The following is a 17,667-nucleotide window of genomic DNA, read 5'->3' as shown; positions in this document are numbered from 1 at the left end:
CGAAGGGGCCGGGCCGCGCGGGGCGGCCCGGGGCTCAGACTCCGAGGGAAGGGAGAACCACGGAGTCCACGTAGTCGATGAGAAACGCCTGGTCGACGGAACGGTCCTCGACCAGCTGCCGGGCGGCGAAAGCGCCGATCAGCATGTGCGGTACGTATTTCAGCGCCGGATTGTCCGGACGCACCTCGCCCCGGTCCACGGCTCGGCGCAGCAGTTGGTCGAGGCCGGTCATCTCCGGCTCGACCAGCAGCTCCCGCAGGGCCTGGTGCAGATCGGGATTCTCGTGGACGGCATGGCTCAGGCCCCGCATCAACGCGGAGTCCTTCTCCATCTGACAGTCGTCGGAACGGCTCAGTACGGCGTGGAAGTCGCCTCGCAGCGATCCGGTGTCGATCTCCGAGAGGGAGACCGGCTTGTTGTGCCGCAGGGCCTTGACGACCAGCTCCGGCTTGCTCCCCCACTGGCGGTAGAGGGTGGCCTTGCTGGAACGGGTGCGGGCGGCGACGGCGTCCATGGTCAGGGCGTCGTAACCGACCTCGCGGAGCAGGTCGAGCACGGCGTCGTACAGCTCGCCCTCGCGCTCGGGCGTGAGCCGGGTGCGTGCCATGTGTCGACCTCCTGCTCGGGTGCTCGTACTTCTATCACTCGTTCTTCTGTCGCTCGTACGTCAGCCAATCGAACGAAACTGTTTCGTACACATCGACGTTACCCCGCCCTCCCAGCGAAACGAAATCGTTTCGCTTGTGTTCCGCACCACAACAAGCCGGTCTCCCGCACACGACCGACCCCGCCCCACGAGTTGCCGGGGCCCTTCCGCACGGAAAGCATTGGAGGGTGAGTGACGACGTCGCGTATCTCCGTTTCCCGCACCTCCACGACGACCTGCTCTGCTTCGCGGCCGAGGACGACCTCTGGGTCGCCCCCCTCGCGCCCGAGGGGGAGCGGCCCGGCCGCGCCTGGCGGCTGACCATCGACCGGACCCGGGTCAGCCACCCGCGCTTCTCCCCCGACGGGAGCCGCATCGCGTACACGACCTGGCGCACCCTGGATCCCGAGATCCATCTCGCGCCGGTGGACGGCGGACCGGCCCGCCGGCTCACCTACTGGGGCTCGACGGACACCCGGGTCTGCGGCTGGACCCCCGACCCCGAGGACCACGCCCACATCCTCGCCGTGTCCTCGCACAACCAGCCGTTCTCGCACATCTCCTGGGCCTACAGCGTCCCCACCGACGGCAGCCCCGGCGGCAAGCTGCCCTGGGGCCCGGTCTCCGACATCGCGGTCGCCGACATCGACGGCGAACGGCGCACCCTGCTCCTCACCGGCACCCCGCCGCACGAACCGGCCGCCTGGAAGCGGTACCGGGGCGGCGCGACCGGCCGGCTCTGGCTGCACGGCAAGCGGCTGCTCCCCGACATCGGCGGCCATCTCGCCTCACCCATGTTCGTCGGCGGCCGGATCGCGTTCCTCTCCGACCACGAGGGCGTCGGCAACCTCTACTCCTGCCACGCCGACGGCACCGACCTGCGCCGCCACACCGACCACGACGCCTTCTACGCCCGGCACGCCTCCAGCGACGGCCACCGGGTCGTCTACCAGTGCGCGGGCGACCTGTGGCTGGTGGACGACCTGGCCTCGCCGGACGCGGTGCCGCGCAAGCTGGAGGTACGGCTCGGCGGGCCGCGCACCGGACGGCGCGTCCACCAGGTCCCGGCCGCCAGCAACGTCGACTCGCTCTCCGTGGACGAGACGGGCCGGGCCAGCGCCGTCACCGTACGCGGCAGCCTGTACTGGCTCACCCACCGCGACGGCCCCGCCCGCACCATCGCCGACACCCCGGGCGTCCGGGTCCGGCTGCCCGAGATGCTCGGCAGCCGCGGCCAGGTCGCGTACGTCACCGACGCCGACGGCGAGGACGCCATCGAGATCGCGTACCTGCCGCGCGCCAGCGGCGACCGCGAGCCGCGCCGGCTGGCTTCCGGGCAGCTCGGCCGGGTGCACGAACTGATCGCCGACCCGGACGGCGAACGCCTCGCCATCGCGACGAACGACGGGCGGCTGCTGCTCCTGGACACCGACGAGGAGATCCCCACCGCCGCACCCGTCGAGCTGATCCGCTCCATCAACGGCCCGGTCCGCGACCTGGCGTTCTCCCCGGACGGCGCCTGGCTGACCTGGTCGCACCCCGGCATCGGCCGCTCGCTGCGCCAGATCAAGCTGGCCCGCATCCTGGGCACCGGCGCGCCCGCGATCGTCGATGTCACCAACGGCCGCTTCGAGGACGAGAACCCGGTCTTCACGGGCGACGGCCGCTATCTCGCCTTCCTGTCCTGGCGCGGCTTCGACCCGGTGTACGACGTCCACACCGGCGACCTCTCCTTCCCGCTCGGCTGCCGCCCGTACCTGGTACCGCTCTCCTCCGCCACGCCCTCCCCGTTCGCCCTCTCCCCCGAGGGCCGTCCGGCGGCGGGCGGTCTCGACCCGGCCGACGACACCGCCGACATCGTCACGGGCGAGGGCTCGTCGACGGTCACCGTCGAGTTCGAGGGCCTGGAGAGCCGGGTGACGCCCTTCCCGGTCTCCGCGTCCAAGTACTCGGCCCTGCACCCGGTGAGCGGCGGCGGGCTGGTCTGGCTGCGCTGGCCTATCTCCGGCGCGCTCGGCGAGACCTTCGCCAACCCGGCCGACATGTCGGGCCGCCCCACCCTCGAACACTTCAACATCACCAAGGCCCGCAAGACCGAACTGGTCGGCCATCTCGACTGGTTCGCGGTCAGCGGCGACGCGACCCGGCTGGTCGTCATGGACGAGGGCGAGCTGCGCGCCGTCCCCGCCACCGAGACCGGCGACAGCGACACCACCGTCTACCTGGACCTGCGCCGCATCCTGCACGAGGTCGACCCGGCGGCGGAGTGGCGGCAGGCGTACGAGGAGGGCGGCCGCATCATCCGCTCCTACTTCTGGGACCCGGACATGTGCGGCATCGACTGGACGGCGGTGCTCGACCAGTACCGCCCGCTGGTCGAACGGGTCGCCTCCCCCGACGAGTTCGCCGACCTGATGCGCGAGGTCCTGGGCGAGCTGGGCACCTCGCACGCGTACGTGACCCCGGCCCGCCGCAACGAGGGCCCGCCGCACTACCAGCGGGCGATCGGCCTGCTCGGCGCGAACCTGGTGTGCCGGGACGGCGAGTGGATGATCCGGCGCATCCTGCCGGGCGACTCCTCCGACTCCAAGGCCCGTTCCCCTCTGGCCGGTACGGGCATCCGGGAGGGCGCGGTCCTCACCCACGTCGACGGCCGCCCCGTCGACCCGGTGGCCGGCCCGTACCCGCTCCTCACCGCGGCGGGCGGCACCACCGTGGAGCTCACCTTCCGCCCGGCCGGGGGCGAGGGCCCCGCCCGCCGGGTCGCCGTCGTGCCGCTGGTCGACGAACGGCCGCTGCGCTACCAGGACTGGGTGGCCAAACGCCGGGAAGTCGTACGGGAGTTGAGCGGCGGCAAGTGCGGCTACCTGCACATCCCCGACATGGGCGGATCGGGCTGGGCCCAGTTCAACAGGGACCTGCGCATGGAGGTGTCCCGCCCGGCCCTGATCGTCGACGTGCGCGGCAACGCGGGCGGTCACATCAGCGAGCTGGTCGTCGAGAAGCTGACCCGCACCATCCTCGGCTGGGACCTGACCCGCAACGCCCAGCCCGTCAGCTACGCCTCCAACGCCCCGCGCGGCCCCGTGGTCGCCCTGGCCGACGAGGCGACGTCCTCCGACGGCGACATGATCACCGCCGCGTTCCGCCTGCTGAAGCTCGGCCCGGTGGTGGGTCAGCGGACCTGGGGCGGCGTGGTCGGCATGACCGGCCGGACCCGGCTGGGAGACGGCACGGTGATCACGGTGCCGATGAACGCGGCCTGGTTCGACACCTACGGCTGGTCGGTCGAGAACCACGGCGTCGAACCGGACCTGGAGGCGCTGCGCACCCCCCTGGACTGGGCGGAGGGACGGTACGCGGTGCTGGACGACGCGGTACGGGTGGCCCTCGACCTGCTGGCCGCCCAGCCGGCCGCGACCCCGCCGACGTACGACGACGTCCCCGACCGGCGACGCCCGCCACTGCCGCCCAGGTAGTCACGGGCACGGGCGCCGCACACCGGTTACGTCGCGGATGAACGAGACGCCCGCCGGCCTGAAGCAGGCCGACGGGCGTCGAAGGTCGGCGGAGGTCAGTGGATGACGATGGAGAACCAGGCGTCGGAAGCCTTGCCCTCGGCGTCCGTGGTCCAGACCCTCGCCTGCTGCTTGGCCGCGTCGCAGGTGCTGGCGGTACTCCACGAGTAGGACACGATCTTGCCGCGGCTGAGCGACGAGACGCTGGGGAGAACCCGCCCCGGGGAGATGTCGCTGTCGCCGAACGTCACGCAGTACTCGCCGGCCGCCAGGCGCTTCACGCCCTCGACCCCCTTGGAGGACCGGATCTTGCCGTCGGGCTCGACCGTCGCGCCGGCCTGTGCGTACGGGGCCCTGACGTTGTCGGCCACGGCGACGGCCACCCCGGCGGTGGCCGCCACGACGGACACACCCACGGCACCGAGGGCGAGAGAACGGGCACCCCTGCTCTTGAACATGCGGATTCTCCTTGTGAAAAGCCCGAGGGCTCACCGATAGCCTTCGCGACCCTGCGCAGTCAATCAGACGCGAAGAGTGATGTGTCGGCAGCCGGGTCGCACACCACCCGTACGCCTGACGCCGGTCAAGCGGCCGCCACGGGGGCGAACGGAGTGATCTGGCTCACGCCCTGTCACAGCTCCTGACCTCCCGGTGTCTTGATGCCGACAACGAGCAACGGACCGGACGGAGAGGCAGAAACCATGAACAAGAACACCGATGTGGTCGTGATCGGCGGAGGTTACGCGGGCGTCACCGCCGCCAACCGGCTGGCCCAGCAGGCCGACTTGACCGTCACGCTCATCAACCCGCGCCCCGACTTCGTCGAGCGCATCCGCCTCCACCAACTGGTCGGTGGAAGCAATGACGCCGTCGTCGACTACGCGGAGGTCCTGGCCGGGAACATCCGGCTGGTGGTCGACAGCGTGGCGACGATCGACGCGGCCGGGCGCGGCGTGGAACTCACGGGCGGCTCCACGGTCGGCTACGACTACCTGATCTACGCGGTGGGCAGCGGCAGCGCCGTACCGGACGTGCCCGGCGCGGCGGAGTTCGCCCACCCGATCGCCACCCTGGAGGAGGCGCGACGGCTGCGGCCGGCCGTCGACGCCGCACCCGCGACGGCCCCGGTGACCGTGGTCGGATCGGGCCCGACCGGCATCGAGACCGCCGCCGAACTGGCCGAGGAGGGCCGGGCCGTGACCCTGGTCTGCGGCGAGGAGCTCGGCCCGTATCTGCACCCCCGGGGCCGCCGCGCGGTCGCCCGGACCCTCGCCGAGCTCGGTGTGACCGTGATCGAGGGCCCCGGTGCGCGGGTGGCCGCCGTGACCGCCGATGCCGTACGGCTCGACGACGGCCGCGAACTCCCCAGCCGGGTCACCGTCTGGGCCGCCGGATTCAGCGTGCCGGACCTGGCCGCCCGCAGCGGCCTGACCACCGACGCCGTGGGCCGCCTGCTCACCGATGAGACCCTGACCAGCGTGGACGACCCGCGCATCGTCGCGGCCGGGGACGCGGCGGCACCGGCCGACGCGCCGTTCCGGATGAGCTGCCAGGCCGCGGGCCAGCTGGGCTCGCGCGCCGCCCGCACGGTGCTCAGCCGGATCGCGGGCGAGCAACCCGCGCCCCTGAAGGTGCGGTTCGCCGGCCAGTGCATGAGCCTGGGCCGCCGCACCGGGTTCTTCCAGTTCGCCTCGATGGACGACCGCGCGAACCCGATGTATCTGGGTGGCCGCCCCGGTGCGAAGCTCAAGGAGATCGTCTGCAAGGCCACCGTCAAGCAGTTGGGGAACGAGGCCCGCAAGAGCGGCCCGCGCGCCGAACGCGCCAAGGCACCTGCCCCCGCCGAACAAACGGCCTGACAGCTCAGAGCCGCGAGCCGGGCTCCGAAGAGAGGCAAGAAGTGAACGACGACCACGCCACCACCGACCCGGCGACCGAGGCCTTCGTCGCCCATCGCAACCTGCTCTTCACCGTCGCCTACGAGATGCTCGGTTCGGCGGCCGATGCGGAGGACGTCCTCCAGGAGACCTGGCTGCGATGGGTCGAGGTCGACCTGGAAAAGGTGCAGGACCAGCGCGCCTACCTGGTCCGGATCACCACCCGGCAGTCCCTCAACCGGCTGCGCACACTGTCGCGCCGCAAGGAGGCGTACGTCGGCCCCTGGCTTCCCGAACCGGTGCTCACCGCGCCGGACGTGGCCGAGGACGTCGAACTCGCCGAGAGCGTGTCGATGGCCCTGATGCTCGTCCTGGAAACCCTGTCGCCGACGGAGCGCGCCGTCTTCGTGCTGCGCGAGGTCTTCGCCGTCGACTACGACGAGATCGCCGCCGCCGTCGAGAAGACCCCGGCGGCCGTCCGCCAGATCGCGCACCGCGCCCGCCGCCACGTCGACGCCCGCCGCCCCCGTGCGGCGGTCTCGGCGAGCGTGTCCAGGGCGGCAGTGGACTCGTTCCGGCGCGCCCTGGAGACCGGGGACCTCCAGGGCCTGCTGGACGTGCTCGCCCCCGACGTGGTCCTCCTCGGCGACGGCGGCGGCATCAAGCAGGCCGCCCGACGGCCGATCATCGGCGCCGACAAGGTGGCCCGTTACCTCGTCGGCGGCGCCGGCAAGCAGACCGCCACGATCACCATCAGCCCCACCCTGGCCAACGGCAACCCGGCGTTCCTGCTGCGCCTGGACGGCGTGATCGACGGCGTCGTGGCCTTCCGGATCGAGGACGCCCACATCACCGGCCTCTACTACGTACGCAACCCGGAGAAGCTGACCCGCGTCGACTCCGAGACCCCGCTCACCCTGCGCTGATCCCCTTCACCGGTCCGTCCCTCGCCGGGGGACGGACCGGGGGCCCGCAGCTCGCACCAGACCGTCTTCCCGTACGGCCGCCGCTCGATCCCCCACCGCAGCGCCAACGCGTCCACGAGCGCCAGCCCCCGCCCCGACTCGTCGCCGACGGACGCGGTGCGTAACGCGGGCCAGGCGCACGGCTCGGGATCGCTCAGTTCGACCCTGACCCTGCCGGTACGCGTACCGCTCACCCGCAGCGTGACCGGTGTCCCCTCCCCGAGATGCACGATCACATTGGTCAGCAACTCGCTGACGCAGAGCAGCAGATCGGGCGAGTCCACACCCCCGCACCGCTCCCGCAGGGTGCGCCGCATCTCCGGTACGGCCTTCGGTACGGCGAGCAGGTCCACCGCGATCGGCAACGGGCTCATCCCCCGGCCGCCGCACGCAACACCTCGGCCATCCGGCGCGCGGTCGCCACATTGCAGTTCCCGAGCGAGACCAGCGGCGGCCGGGTCGCCCTCGCGGCGAAGGTCAGCGGTTCGACACCGAGCGAGGGCAGGGTGATGCCGTGCGCGGCGAGCGCGGCACGGAGCGCGTCGATGTCCGGACCGATGTCGTGGCCGGTGAGGCCGTACGTGTCGTCCATGGGGGGAAGTCCACCTTTCGTTGCTGACTGTGACGAACGCCTCACACGCTGCCGCACGGAGCCCTACCGTGAAAGGACTTCTCGGTCCACAAGGCACAGCGCGAAAGGCGGTCAACAGTGGCCACACGCAAGGAGATCGACGGCTCGGCGGGCGTTCCGGAGTTCTACGGCAAGGAACTCCGCTTCAAGCGGGAAGAGGCGGGCCTGACCTTGGAGAAGCTGGTGGACGGCAGCTTCTACGGCATCACGTACCTGAGCGAGATCGAACACGGCCACCGCCGGATGCCCGAGGATCTGGCCCAGCACGTGGACCGGGTACTGGGGACGGACGGGTTCTTCGGTCGGCGGTGCGGTGACGTGCGGAAGGCCAAGCAGGGGGCGCATTCCTCGTACTTCGCTGCCGTTGTGGAGGCAGAGACACGGGCCCGAGCCATCGCCGAGTGGTCCGGCACGCTGATCCCGGGGCTACTCCAGACCAGGTCGTACGCCGATGCCGTCATCCGCTCCGCACACACCCTGGACACGCCGGAAGAGGTCGAAGCCAAGATCGACGCTCGACTGCACCGAGCCCGACTCTTCGACAACCCCAAGAAGCCTGAGTATTGGGTGATCCTGCACGAGGCCCTGATCCGCCATTCCATCATCCCGCCCGCGGAAATGGCCGAGCAGTTGGAACACATCGCCGGCCTGGTACGGCGCCGCCGCGTCGTTGCGCAAATCCTTCCGTGGAACGGCCCGACCCGGGCGCTTACAGAACTGCCGCTCTTCCTCATGGACTTCGACAACGAGCCACCGCTGCTCTACACCGAGGGCTCGTACCACGGGCAGACCATCGACGATCCGTCCATCGTCATGCGCTACCGCAAGGCATACGATCGGCTCAGGGCCGCCGCCTTGCCGCCAGAGGTGTCCCTCGAACTGATCGAGAAGGTGGCTGAGGAGTACCGGAATGGCCAGCATCGTTCTTGATCTCAGCGCTGTCACCTGGCGCAAGAGCAGCCACAGCAATGGCGATGGTGGCAACTGCGTGGAAGTCGCCCAGGAGTTCGCCCGCTGGCGCAAGAGCAGCCACAGCAATTCCTCTGGCGGCGACTGCCTCGAAGTCGCGGACGGCCACCAGGACCTCGTCCCCGTACGCGACTCCAAGCGCCCCGAAGGACCCGTGCTCGTCATCCCCGCGTCGGCCTGGACGCCGTTCGTCGAGGCCGTCAAGGCGCCCTGACCCGGCCGGGGTCACCTTCCCGACCCAACCCGATTCGGGCACTCGCCATCCGCCGGCACACCCCCGAAACGAACGTGACACTTACTCGCGTGTTCGACACGTTCCTCTGCCAGTAGGGCAGTGGAACGCCTCGCGGTCAGGCCGTGGTGGCGGGCGTACGGCCTGTTCCGCTGTCCGCAGTGAACGGCACGCCCTCCTCGTCACGCCTCTCCGTGTCGAACGCCTGGGCAACGGCAAGGCTGTCTTCATAGGCATGGTGCCGGGTGACAAGACCCTGCTCGACAGTGAGGTGCAGAGCGAACCGGGCCCGATACGCGCGTCCCGTGGAACGGGCCGTCTGACGGATTTCACCGAGCACGACCGCGTCGTTGCCGTCGATGAGGATGCGCTCGATCTCGGTCGCCGCCTGCCCAGGCACATGGTGCTCGGCGAGCTCGCGATAGTGGGCGGCGGCATCTGCTCGGGTGCGGCGGTGGCGGATCCACGGGGTTGCGGCCCGACCGTGCTCAGCCTCTGGCCAGTCCAGCTTCCAGTCGCCCCGCTCGGCGTACACCTCAGCGATGCGTTCGGGTTCGCCCTCCGCGATCCGGCGCAACAGCTCTTCCACCACGGCGCGAGTGGTTGCGGGTGCGTCTGGAGACACGATTCCTCACTCCGATCGGACATCCGCATCCGGCTGACGCGGCGAGATCAGCATTCTCGCCATCACTAACAAATCAGTGCCATTACCTCGCAGGTAATGGCCCCGACCGCCGAGATCCACTCCCCGGCCGGTGACACCCGCGTATCCCGGAAACGCCCCGATCAGCGGCTCTCCCACTCCCTACACTTCGCCATGTGCCTGACAGCAGTGGCACTGCTCCACTCCCACGAACGGCGCACCCCGAAGGGGACGATCAGCACATGGCCAACACCGAGAGCGCCGGACCCGACTACGACGTCGTCATCAGCGGATCCGGCCTCGCCGGCAGCGCCGCGGCCGTCCTGCTCGCTCGACGCGGTGTCCGCGTCGCACTCCTGGAACGCCGCTCGGACCCCGAGGCGTACAAGGTGCTCTGCACCCACTCCATCACGGCCAACGCCTACCCGGTGCTGGACGAACTCGGCCTCGTACCCGCTCTTGAGAAGGCGGGGGCACTCACCAACGACGCCCGCTGGTACACCCGTTGGGGCTGGATCGAGCCGAAGGACGCGCCGGGGGGTCCCGAGCTGCCGCGCGGGTACAACGTCCGGCGCAGCACCCTCGACCCGTTGATCAGGTCCCGTGCGGAGGAGACGCCCGGGGTCGATCTGCTGCTCGGCCACCGCGTGACCGGGCTGGTCCGGGAGGCCGGGCGAACCGTGGGCGTGCGTGCGTCGACACCGCAGGGCGAGCGCGAGATCCGGGCCCGTCTGGTGGTCGCCGCCGACGGCAAGGACTCGGCCGTGGCGAAGTTCGCCGAGGTGCCCACCAAGCAGTACGAGAACGGGCGGTTCGGCTATCTCGCGCACTTCCGGAACCTTCCGCTGCCCGGCGGGATCGGGCAGACCTGGTTCCTCGAACCCGACATGGCGTACGCGTTCCCGAACGACGACGGAGTGACGGTCCTCGCGGTGCTCCCGGACAAGAGGCGGCTGCCGGCCTTCAAGGAGGACCTGGAGGGCAGCTTCCTCGAATTCGTCCGCGCTCTGCCCGAGGCACCGCCCATCGACTCCGCCGAGCGAGTGTCGAAGATCATCGGCACGGTCGACTACCCGCTCCACACCCGCAGGCCGACCGCACCGGGCGTCGCGCTCATCGGCGACGCCGCCCTGACCAGCGACCCCCTGTGGGGCGTGGGATGCGGATGGGCCCTGCAGACCGCCCAATGGCTGACGGAGGCGATCGCACCGACCGCGTCCGGCCTCCAGGCAGACCTCGACGCCTCCCTCACGGCGTACGCACGCACACACCGGCGCCGGCTGACCGGCCACCAGCAGCTGGCCGCCGACTACGCCAGGTCCCGTCCGTTCAAGGCCATGGAACGGCTGATGTTCTCGGCGGCGGCGCGCGACGCAGCGCTCGCCCGGCACATGTACCTGTTCGCAGCCCGCCTGATCGGTCCGCTGCGTTTCCTGAGCCCCGTGGCACTGACCAAGGCCCTGGTCGTCAACGTCAAGCATCGCGGGGCGAATCCCTGACCGCTGATCGAGCGCGCCGGAGGTCAGGCCTCGAAGTCGGTGAACCCGTACGGGATATAGCCCCGCTCGATCAGCTCGTCCTCCAGCTCGTCCTCATCGAGGTCGTCCTCCTCGGAGTCTTCCCAGCCGTCGTCCTCGAAAGAGACTCCATCGGGATCTCCGGCGAGCTTCACGTAATCGTCGTCCGTTGCGACTTCGCCGATGAGTCCTGGTACTTCGATGGAATCCCAGTCGACAGTGACCTTGATCGCGTCGTCGAGTTCCCCCGAGAACATTCCATCCTCAAGCGCTTGCCGCACCTTGCCCGGGTCATCCGCGCCGACGCCGTAGCCGGTCGGCTCGCCGGATTCGAGGAAAGTGACGGCCGGATAGCCGTCGACCGAGACCGTGACGAGCGGACGGAGGTCGATCGAGCGCCCCCGTTCGCCCTGCTGGTACACATGCAGCGCCAGCTCAGCAGAGCCGTACCAGCACAGCAGGTACACATTGGAGCTCTCGGACAGCTCGGCCGCCAGATCCTCCTTGACCTCGTCGAGGCTGCCTCTGACGTAGTGAACGTCCTTGCGGGCCGCTCCCGGGGACACCTCGAAGGCCAGGTCGTAGAAACTCTTGGGCGACATGGCGGTGAGTGTCGAGGCTCAGGACGCGGTCATGCTGAGTCTGCCCTGGTCGTCGATGACCTCGACCGTGACGGTCTTGTCGTTGTAGCCCTCCCGAACCTTGCAGTCGAACTTGTTGCCCTCCTTGGCCTCCATGGCCGCCGGACATTCCACTCCGTCCCTGGACGCGTTTTTCGGCCCCCGCGCGGTCAAGGCAGCCTGCCGTTCCACCGCTTCCTGGTCCAGCAGTCGCGGCGGGTACATCGCCTCGGTATCGACGTTCATCACCTTGATCGTCACGGTGAGGGCGCACCCGGCGACGATGACGGCCGAGAGCGCTATGAGAAAGCGCGCGAACTTCCCTTGATCAGTCACGCATGGTTCCTACCGGTTCCGCGACCGCGGAGACAAGTGCTCCCGCACCTCAGATTCCCCTCAACTCCCTTCAGCCACGCGGGACTCGGTGGGAGCGTGTGCGCGACCGCGTGCAGCCGGTCAGGGAAGTGTTCCTCCTGGAAGGGTTCGATTCGATATGAAATCCATTCGCCGATGCCTGACGACTGGCCTGTCCCTGCTGTTCATGGGGGCGGGGATCGCGGTCGCGCCCAGCGCGGTCGCGGACGCCGGTACGGCGGCGACCTGTACTCATCCCAGCTGGTCCAACAAGGACGCGGGGGTGGATCACGTGCGCTACGAGCTGCTTGAAGGGGCTCCCGTCAGGACCGGCCCCAACGAAGGCTGTGGCGTGGTGGGCAGGCCCGACTGGAACTTCGATGTCTACCTGCACTGCTACACCGTCAACAGCGCGGGGAACACCTGGAGCCACGTCCGGGCGTACAACCGCTTCGACGGCCGGGAGTACAGCGGCTGGATCTACGACAGGAACCTCGACGGATACGGCTCCACCAAGGCCTGCTGAGGTTCTGCGCGGGCCTCTCGACCTCCCCCTGCACGGCGGCAGCAAGCACCGCCGTGCAGGGCCGGACCCGCTTCCGGGCCGGCTGCTGCATAAGCTGGCTGATTCAGCGACCACGGGAGTGAGAAGACATGGACGACCGGGACACGGACCTGTTCGGCAACGACCTCACGTACGACGACGTCAAGGCCGCCACCGAGCGGACCGCCGGGCGCATCCGCCCGGTCACCGTCGCACCCGTGGCGCCGGGAGCCATCCGCGAGGGACACCCCCTCGGCAGCCGGGGCGAGCAGCCCTACGAGGTCTGGTTCGCCCTGGAGTTCATGCAGTACACCGGCTCCTTCAAGGCGCGCGGCGCGCAGAACTTCATCCAGGCCCACCGCGAGGCGGGCACCCTGCCGGACGCGGGGGTCACCATCGCTTCCGGTGGCAACGCCGGGCTGGCCTGTGCGTGGGCCGCCCAGCAGCAGGGCGTACGCGCCACGGTGTTCCTGCCGAGCGTCGCCCCGGCGGTGAAGATCGCCAAGCTGCGCGGCTACGGAGCGGACGTGCGGATCGTCGGCGCGGAGTACGCCGAAGCCCTCGAAGCGTGCGAGGAGTTCGCCCTCTCGTCCGGCGCGCTCGCCGCGCACGCCTACGACCACCCGCTGATCGCCGCCGGGGCGGGCACCCTGCTGGAGGAGATCCACGCCCGGATCCCCGGCCTGGACACCGTGGTGGTCTCGGTCGGCGGCGGCGGGCTGTTCGCCGGTGTCGCCACCGCCGCCCGGCACCACAAGATCCGCACGGTCGCCGTCGAACCGAAGAACTGCCGGGCGCTGAACGCCGCCTTGAAGGCCGGCCGCCCGGTCGACGTCCCTGTCGAATCGATCGCCGTCGACTCTCTCGGTGCCCGGCGGGCCACCGCCCTGGCCCTCCACGCCGCCCGCGAGAACGACATCCGCTCCGTCCTGGTGCCGGACGCCGAGATCGCCCGCGCCCGCCAGGCGTTGTGGGACCACCGCCGCGTCGCCGTCGAGCACGCCGCCGCCACCGCACTGGCCGCGCTCACCGCACCGGACGGGGCGGTGGCGGGCGGCGGCTACCGGCCGCGCGACGGCGAGCGGATCGCCGTGGTGCTGTGCGGGGCGAACACCGACCCGGGCGACCTGGTGCGTTCGGCTCCCGAGAACTGAGACCGGCACCACCGAAGGCCCCGGCCCGCGCCGCGCGAGACGCGGAAGGGGCGCACCCGGAGATCCGGGTGCGCCCCTCACAGACAATGCGCGGTGTCGCGATCGCCGGTCAGCGCTCGCGGCGCTCGCGGAGCTCGTCCGTCGCGCCGCGGGCCTTGTCACGGCCCTGCTGCGACGTCTTCGAGGCCCGCTCGGACACGTTCTGCATCCGCTCCTGGCCTTCGGTGCGGATCCGCTCCTGGCCTTCGGTGCGCGTCCGCTCCTGGCCCGCGTTGCGGCCCTCGCCGGCCTTCTTCTTCGCCTGGTCGGCGAGCTCCTGCGCCTTGTCCTTGAACTGGTCTGCGATGCCCATGCTGTTCACTCCTAGTGGATGCTTGGTGGGCGGTCCGTGAGGACCTCGTTCAGCGTCGCAGGACCCGGCATCCACCGCATGTCGATCACTTACGCTGCGTAGCCGCCCTCGCGTCCTGGTCGGCGGCGCCCCCGGCGCCCACGAGCCCCTTGCTCACGCTGTCCAGCCGCGAGCCGAACCTACGAACCTCCCGTTGGCCGACGACGCCGATCAGCGAGGGCAGGTAGCCCCGCACCGACTGCATCCCGCGCAGCCACCACTGTGCGTAGACATGCGGGGAGCGGCGCTCGACACCGGCGACGATCCGGTCGACGGCGGGGCCCAGCGGGTACGTGCGGTTCGCCGGGAAGGGCAGCCGCTGGCGCAGTTCCCGCATCACGTCGTCCTGGTCGGCGCCCCGCACCATGTCCGTGTCGGTCCAGGACAGGTAGCCGACCCCGACCTTCACTCCCCGGTGGGCGACCTCGGCCCGCAGGCTGTGCGCAAACGCCTCCACGCCCGACTTGGAAGCGCAGTACGCGGTCATCATCGGCGCCGGCGTCATCGCCGCGAGCGAGGCGATCTGGAGGAAGTAGCCGCGGCTCTCCATCAGCACCGGCAGGAACGCCCGTCCGGTCACCGCGCCGCCGATCAGATTGACCTCGATGACCCGGCGCCAGGCATCCGGGTCCGAGTCGACGAACGGTCCGCCCGCGGCGACCCCGGCGTTGGCGACGACGACGTCGATCTTCCCGAACCGCTGCTTGACCTCCTGGGCGACCCGCGCCATCGCCTCGTGGTCGGTGACGTCCGCGAACCAGTGGTCGCTCTCCGAGTGCAGCCGCTCGGAGACCTTCTTCAGCTCGTCCGGCTCCAGCCCGACCAGCGCGAGCTTGGCGCCGCGCGCCGAGAGCTTGCGGGCCAGCAGTTCGCCCACGCCGCGCGCCGCGCCCGTGACGACGACGACCTGTCCTTCGAGACTCCGCCTGCCGCTCATGCGACCTCCTCCTTCTCGGCCGTACCCGTGCCCGCACTCGAATCCGTCTTCGTGCCCGCGTCCGTGCCCGCGTTCGCGTTCGCGTCCGTGCCCGCCGGGAGGTACGTGGCGACCAGCTCCCGGAGCTTCGCCGTGACCGCCTCCGGCGCCTCCACCGGCGTCATGTGGCCCTGGCCCGTCAGTTCGGTGAGCCCCAGGCCGTCGGGGAGCGTGGCCGCGATCGACCGGGCGTGCCCGATCGGGGTGAGCCGGTCCGCCGTACCCGCGATCACCGCCGTGGGCACCCGCAACTCCCGTACGCCCGCGTCGAGATCGAGGTCCGCGAGGACCCGCCCCCAGGCGGCCCTGGCCTTCCTCGGGCAGGCGTGCACGATCCGGGCGCAGGTGTCGACCCGCTCCGGTGCCGCCCCCGCTCCCATCGTGGCGTACTTGAGCACCCGCCGGGTAATCGGCGTGACCGGTCCCAGCGGGGCCGACGCCAGGAGGATTCCCCGGGTCATCCGGGTCCGCACCGAACCGGCCCGCATCGGTACCACCGTCGACTCGGCGGGCAGCCGCGAACTCCCGGTGCTGCACAGCAGTACGGCCGCCGCGTGCTCGCGCAGCCCGGCCCGCCGGGCGGCGGCCATGATCGTCATGCCGCCCATGGAGTGCCCGCCGATCACGGCCTTCTCCCCCGGTTCCAGGGTGGCGGCCAGTACCGCTTCGAGGTCGTCGGCGAGGGCGTCGGTGCTGCATCCGCCGGGGGCGACCGCGGGCGAACCGCCATGGCCGCGCTGGTCGTAGACGACGACCCGGTGGTCCCCCGCGAGATCCCTGATCTGCGCGTCCCAGAAACGGGTGCTGCACGTCCAGCCGTGCGCGAGGACCACTGCCGGGGCGCCGTCCTTCCCGTGCACCTCGACGTGGATGCGGGCGCCGTCGGCGGAGCGCACGGTGAGTTCGCGCGTGGGGACCGGCGGGGCGGCGTCGCGCCGCAGCAGCCGGCTCATCCCGCGACCTCCTCGGCGACGGCCTTCGCCGAGGCGGTGGCCTGCACTGCGGCGACGGCCTGCTTCGGGATCCGTACGACCTCGTACTCGGAGAGGTCGACCTGCCGCGTCGCCTTGCGGAACTCGGAGGTGGTGCCCGGCCAGACGGTGGTGTTGCGCCCGTTGGCGTCCAGGTACCAGCTGTTGCAGCCGCCGGTGTTCCACACGGTGCGCTTCATCCGCTCCTGGACGCGGCGGTTCCAGGACCCGACCGCCGAGGGCCGCGCGTCGAGCGCGACGCGCCCGCCCAGCACGTTCAGCTGGCGCAGGTAGTCGGCCATGTAGTTCAGCTGGGCCTCGATCATCAGGATCATCGAGGAGTTCCCGAGCCCGGTGTTGGGACCGATGATCGTCATCCAGTTGGGGAAGCCGGCGGCGCTGGCGCCGCGCAGCGCCTGCATGCCGTCCTTCCAGGACTCGGTGAGCGTGATGCCGTCCGCACCCACCACGCGCTCGGCGATCGGCATGTCGGTGACGTGGAAGCCGGTGCCGAAGATGATCGCGTCGACCTCGGTCTCCGTGCCGTCGGAGGCGACGAGCATGGAGCCGCGCACCTCGGCCAGGCCGGAGGCGACCACGTCCACGTTGGGCTGTGCGAGCGCCGGGTAGTAGGCGCTGGAGAGCAGGATGCGCTTGCAGCCGATGCGGTACGAGGGGGTCAGCTTGGCCCGCAGCGCGGGGTCCTTGATGGCCCGCGCCATGTTGGCCTTGGCTATCTTCTCGACCAGGCCCAGCTCGCCCGGGTGCTTGGTGAAGGCGCTGACCTGCAACTCCCGTATGCCCCAGAGCAGTCCGCGGCGGGCCGTGCCGGTGACCGGCACGGCGCGGTGCAGCCAGCGCTCGGCGCCGCTGATCTTCCGGTCCATGCGCGGCATGACCCAGGGCGGGGTGCGCTGGAAGAGCGTCAGGCTGCCGACCTTCGGCTGGATCGCGGGCACGATCTGGATGGCGGAGGCGCCGGTGCCGATCACGGCGACGCGCTTTCCGGTCAGATCGGCGTCGTGGTTCCAGCGGGCCGAGTGGAAGACCTCGCCGGGGAAGTCGGCGAGACCGGGGATGTCCGGCGTCTTCGGGTCGGAGAGCGGACCGCTCGCGGAGACCACGACATCGGCGGTGAAACCGGCCCCGTTCGCCGTCTCGATGACCCAGTGCAGCTCCTCGCGGTCCCAGCGCATGACCGTCACTTCATGGCCGAGCCGCAGGTGCGGGCGGAGCCCGAAGGTGTCCGCGACGTGCTCCAGGTAGGCGCGGATGTGCTCCTGCCCGGAGAAGGTGCGCGGCCACTCGGGGTTGGGCGCGAACGAGAACGAGTAGAGGTGGGACGGTACGTCGCAGGCGCAGCCCGGGTAGCTGTTGTCGCGCCAGGTGCCGCCGACGGAATCGGCCCGCTCCAGGACGACGAAGTCCGTGATGCCTTCGCGGCGCAGCCGGACCGCGGCCCCGAGGCCCCCGAATCCGGATCCGATCACCGCCACTCGTACGTGCTCGTGCTGGGCCATGCTGCCGCCTCCCGCGGTACGTCACACGACTCTGCCAGCAATCACTGGCATTGTTGGGAGAGTAGAGCAGCTCCGTACCGATGGGTAGGGGTACGGCGGGGGAAAGTTACCGACGGTACAACTTCCGGCCTCCGCCACG

At 70.5% G+C, this 17,667-nt stretch carries 19 protein-coding genes; 8 read left to right on the top strand and 11 right to left on the bottom strand.

Going from position 1 to position 17,667, the window contains the following annotated elements; all coding sequences use genetic code 11:
• Positions 1-34 precede the first annotated feature (34 nt).
• The gene (locus OG842_RS23235; RefSeq protein ID WP_266732255.1) at positions 35-607 is read right to left on the bottom strand and encodes a TetR/AcrR family transcriptional regulator; all 573 of its coding nucleotides are present in this window, start codon (positions 605-607) and stop codon (positions 35-37) included.
• A gap of 227 nt (positions 608-834) precedes the next feature.
• On the opposite strand from OG842_RS23235, the gene OG842_RS23230 reads away from it, so the two are divergent.
• Complete coding sequence (locus OG842_RS23230) at positions 835-4,125, top strand: S41 family peptidase (protein WP_266732253.1); 3,291 nt, start codon at positions 835-837, stop codon at positions 4,123-4,125.
• 95 nt (positions 4,126-4,220) lie between these two features.
• Here the strand turns inward: OG842_RS23230 and OG842_RS23225 are convergent, their stop codons facing one another.
• Positions 4,221-4,622, bottom strand: coding sequence for a hypothetical protein (locus tag OG842_RS23225; RefSeq protein ID WP_266732251.1), 402 nt, complete (start codon positions 4,620-4,622; stop codon positions 4,221-4,223).
• A gap of 243 nt (positions 4,623-4,865) precedes the next feature.
• Between OG842_RS23225 and OG842_RS23220 the strand changes: the two genes are divergently transcribed.
• Both OG842_RS23220 and OG842_RS23215 read left to right on the top strand, forming a co-directional pair.
• The gene (locus OG842_RS23220) at positions 4,866-6,023 is read left to right on the top strand and encodes an NAD(P)/FAD-dependent oxidoreductase (RefSeq protein WP_266732250.1); all 1,158 of its coding nucleotides are present in this window, start codon (positions 4,866-4,868) and stop codon (positions 6,021-6,023) included.
• 41 nt (positions 6,024-6,064) lie between these two features.
• Positions 6,065-6,967, top strand: a complete 903-nt coding sequence (locus OG842_RS23215; protein ID WP_266732248.1) for an RNA polymerase sigma-70 factor — start codon at positions 6,065-6,067, stop codon at positions 6,965-6,967.
• On the opposite strand, the gene OG842_RS23210 is transcribed toward OG842_RS23215, so the two are convergent.
• The gene (locus tag OG842_RS23210) at positions 6,904-7,380 is read right to left on the bottom strand and encodes an ATP-binding protein (protein ID WP_266732246.1); all 477 of its coding nucleotides are present in this window, start codon (positions 7,378-7,380) and stop codon (positions 6,904-6,906) included. The genes OG842_RS23215 and OG842_RS23210 overlap by 64 nt on opposite strands.
• Positions 7,377-7,598, bottom strand: a complete 222-nt coding sequence (locus OG842_RS23205) for a hypothetical protein (protein ID WP_266732244.1) — start codon at positions 7,596-7,598, stop codon at positions 7,377-7,379. Before OG842_RS23205 ends, OG842_RS23210 begins: the two co-directional genes overlap by 4 nt.
• A gap of 117 nt (positions 7,599-7,715) precedes the next feature.
• On the opposite strand from OG842_RS23205, the gene OG842_RS23200 reads away from it, so the two are divergent.
• Complete coding sequence (locus OG842_RS23200; protein ID WP_266732243.1) at positions 7,716-8,567, top strand: helix-turn-helix domain-containing protein; 852 nt, start codon at positions 7,716-7,718, stop codon at positions 8,565-8,567.
• Positions 8,548-8,820: a DUF397 domain-containing protein gene (locus OG842_RS23195; protein ID WP_266732241.1), complete on the top strand. Its 273-nt coding sequence runs from the start codon at positions 8,548-8,550 to the stop codon at positions 8,818-8,820. The genes OG842_RS23200 and OG842_RS23195 overlap by 20 nt, the downstream gene beginning before the upstream one ends.
• A 136-nt stretch (positions 8,821-8,956) precedes the next feature.
• Here OG842_RS23195 and OG842_RS23190 read toward each other — a convergent pair whose 3' ends face one another.
• Positions 8,957-9,463, bottom strand: coding sequence for a nuclear transport factor 2 family protein (locus tag OG842_RS23190; RefSeq protein WP_266732239.1), 507 nt, complete (start codon positions 9,461-9,463; stop codon positions 8,957-8,959).
• A gap of 260 nt (positions 9,464-9,723) precedes the next feature.
• On the opposite strand from OG842_RS23190, the gene OG842_RS23185 reads away from it, so the two are divergent.
• Positions 9,724-10,980 carry an NAD(P)/FAD-dependent oxidoreductase gene (locus OG842_RS23185; protein ID WP_266732238.1) on the top strand — a complete coding sequence of 419 codons (1,257 nt, stop codon included), beginning with the start codon at positions 9,724-9,726 and terminating at the stop codon, positions 10,978-10,980.
• A 23-nt stretch (positions 10,981-11,003) separates the two neighbouring features.
• Here OG842_RS23185 and OG842_RS23180 read toward each other — a convergent pair whose 3' ends face one another.
• Positions 11,004-11,600 carry a hypothetical protein gene (locus tag OG842_RS23180; RefSeq protein ID WP_266732236.1) on the bottom strand — a complete coding sequence of 199 codons (597 nt, stop codon included), beginning with the start codon at positions 11,598-11,600 and terminating at the stop codon, positions 11,004-11,006.
• Positions 11,601-11,618: 18 nt separating this feature from the next.
• Entirely contained in the window at positions 11,619-11,954 is a 336-nt protein-coding gene (locus tag OG842_RS23175; protein ID WP_266732235.1) for a DUF4333 domain-containing protein, read from the bottom strand.
• 157 nt (positions 11,955-12,111) lie between these two features.
• On the opposite strand from OG842_RS23175, the gene OG842_RS23170 reads away from it, so the two are divergent.
• The gene (locus OG842_RS23170; RefSeq protein WP_266732234.1) at positions 12,112-12,498 is read left to right on the top strand and encodes an SH3 domain-containing protein; all 387 of its coding nucleotides are present in this window, start codon (positions 12,112-12,114) and stop codon (positions 12,496-12,498) included.
• A 128-nt stretch (positions 12,499-12,626) separates the two neighbouring features.
• Positions 12,627-13,670, top strand: coding sequence for a threonine/serine dehydratase (locus OG842_RS23165; RefSeq protein ID WP_266732232.1), 1,044 nt, complete (start codon positions 12,627-12,629; stop codon positions 13,668-13,670).
• A 109-nt stretch (positions 13,671-13,779) separates the two neighbouring features.
• Here the strand turns inward: OG842_RS23165 and OG842_RS23160 are convergent, their stop codons facing one another.
• The 4 genes from OG842_RS23160 to OG842_RS23145 form a co-directional block, all read right to left on the bottom strand.
• Entirely contained in the window at positions 13,780-14,022 is a 243-nt protein-coding gene (locus tag OG842_RS23160; RefSeq protein ID WP_266732230.1) for a hypothetical protein, read from the bottom strand.
• An 85-nt stretch (positions 14,023-14,107) separates the two neighbouring features.
• Complete coding sequence (locus OG842_RS23155) at positions 14,108-14,998, bottom strand: SDR family oxidoreductase (RefSeq protein WP_266732228.1); 891 nt, start codon at positions 14,996-14,998, stop codon at positions 14,108-14,110.
• Positions 14,995-15,990 (bottom strand): alpha/beta fold hydrolase, encoded by a 996-nt coding sequence (locus OG842_RS23150; protein ID WP_266732226.1) that lies wholly within the window; start codon positions 15,988-15,990, stop codon positions 14,995-14,997. The genes OG842_RS23155 and OG842_RS23150 overlap by 4 nt, the downstream gene beginning before the upstream one ends.
• Positions 15,987-17,528 carry a flavin-containing monooxygenase gene (locus tag OG842_RS23145; RefSeq protein ID WP_266732225.1) on the bottom strand — a complete coding sequence of 514 codons (1,542 nt, stop codon included), beginning with the start codon at positions 17,526-17,528 and terminating at the stop codon, positions 15,987-15,989. Before OG842_RS23145 ends, OG842_RS23150 begins: the two co-directional genes overlap by 4 nt.
• Between the last annotated feature and the right edge of the window lie 139 nt (positions 17,529-17,667).

It is taken from the genome of Streptomyces sp. NBC_00376, assembly GCF_036077095.1.
Taxonomy (GTDB): Bacteria; Actinomycetota; Actinomycetes; order Streptomycetales; family Streptomycetaceae; genus Streptomyces.
The sequence above is the reverse complement of the archived record's forward strand: the minus strand, read 5'-3'. Positions and strand labels throughout refer to the sequence as shown.

Excerpts from the sequence above, each read along its gene's own strand:
- OG842_RS23235 (WP_266732255.1), bottom strand. The coding sequence starts at position 607 with ATGGCACGCACCCGGCTCACGCCCGAGCGCGAGGGCGAGCTGTACGAC.
- OG842_RS23225 (WP_266732251.1), bottom strand. The coding sequence starts at position 4,622 with ATGTTCAAGAGCAGGGGTGCCCGTTCTCTCGCCCTCGGTGCCGTGGGT.
- OG842_RS23220 (WP_266732250.1), top strand. The coding sequence starts at position 4,866 with ATGAACAAGAACACCGATGTGGTCGTGATCGGCGGAGGTTACGCGGGC.
- OG842_RS23210 (WP_266732246.1), bottom strand. The coding sequence starts at position 7,380 with ATGAGCCCGTTGCCGATCGCGGTGGACCTGCTCGCCGTACCGAAGGCC.
- OG842_RS23205 (WP_266732244.1), bottom strand. The coding sequence starts at position 7,598 with ATGGACGACACGTACGGCCTCACCGGCCACGACATCGGTCCGGACATC.
- OG842_RS23195 (WP_266732241.1), top strand. The coding sequence starts at position 8,548 with ATGGCCAGCATCGTTCTTGATCTCAGCGCTGTCACCTGGCGCAAGAGC.
- OG842_RS23185 (WP_266732238.1), top strand. The coding sequence starts at position 9,724 with ATGGCCAACACCGAGAGCGCCGGACCCGACTACGACGTCGTCATCAGC.
- OG842_RS23180 (WP_266732236.1), bottom strand. The coding sequence starts at position 11,600 with ATGTCGCCCAAGAGTTTCTACGACCTGGCCTTCGAGGTGTCCCCGGGA.
- OG842_RS23170 (WP_266732234.1), top strand. The coding sequence starts at position 12,112 with ATGAAATCCATTCGCCGATGCCTGACGACTGGCCTGTCCCTGCTGTTC.
- OG842_RS23165 (WP_266732232.1), top strand. The coding sequence starts at position 12,627 with ATGGACGACCGGGACACGGACCTGTTCGGCAACGACCTCACGTACGAC.
- OG842_RS23160 (WP_266732230.1), bottom strand. The coding sequence starts at position 14,022 with ATGGGCATCGCAGACCAGTTCAAGGACAAGGCGCAGGAGCTCGCCGAC.
- OG842_RS23155 (WP_266732228.1), bottom strand. The coding sequence starts at position 14,998 with ATGAGCGGCAGGCGGAGTCTCGAAGGACAGGTCGTCGTCGTCACGGGC.
- OG842_RS23150 (WP_266732226.1), bottom strand. The coding sequence starts at position 15,990 with ATGAGCCGGCTGCTGCGGCGCGACGCCGCCCCGCCGGTCCCCACGCGC.
- OG842_RS23145 (WP_266732225.1), bottom strand. The coding sequence starts at position 17,528 with ATGGCCCAGCACGAGCACGTACGAGTGGCGGTGATCGGATCCGGATTC.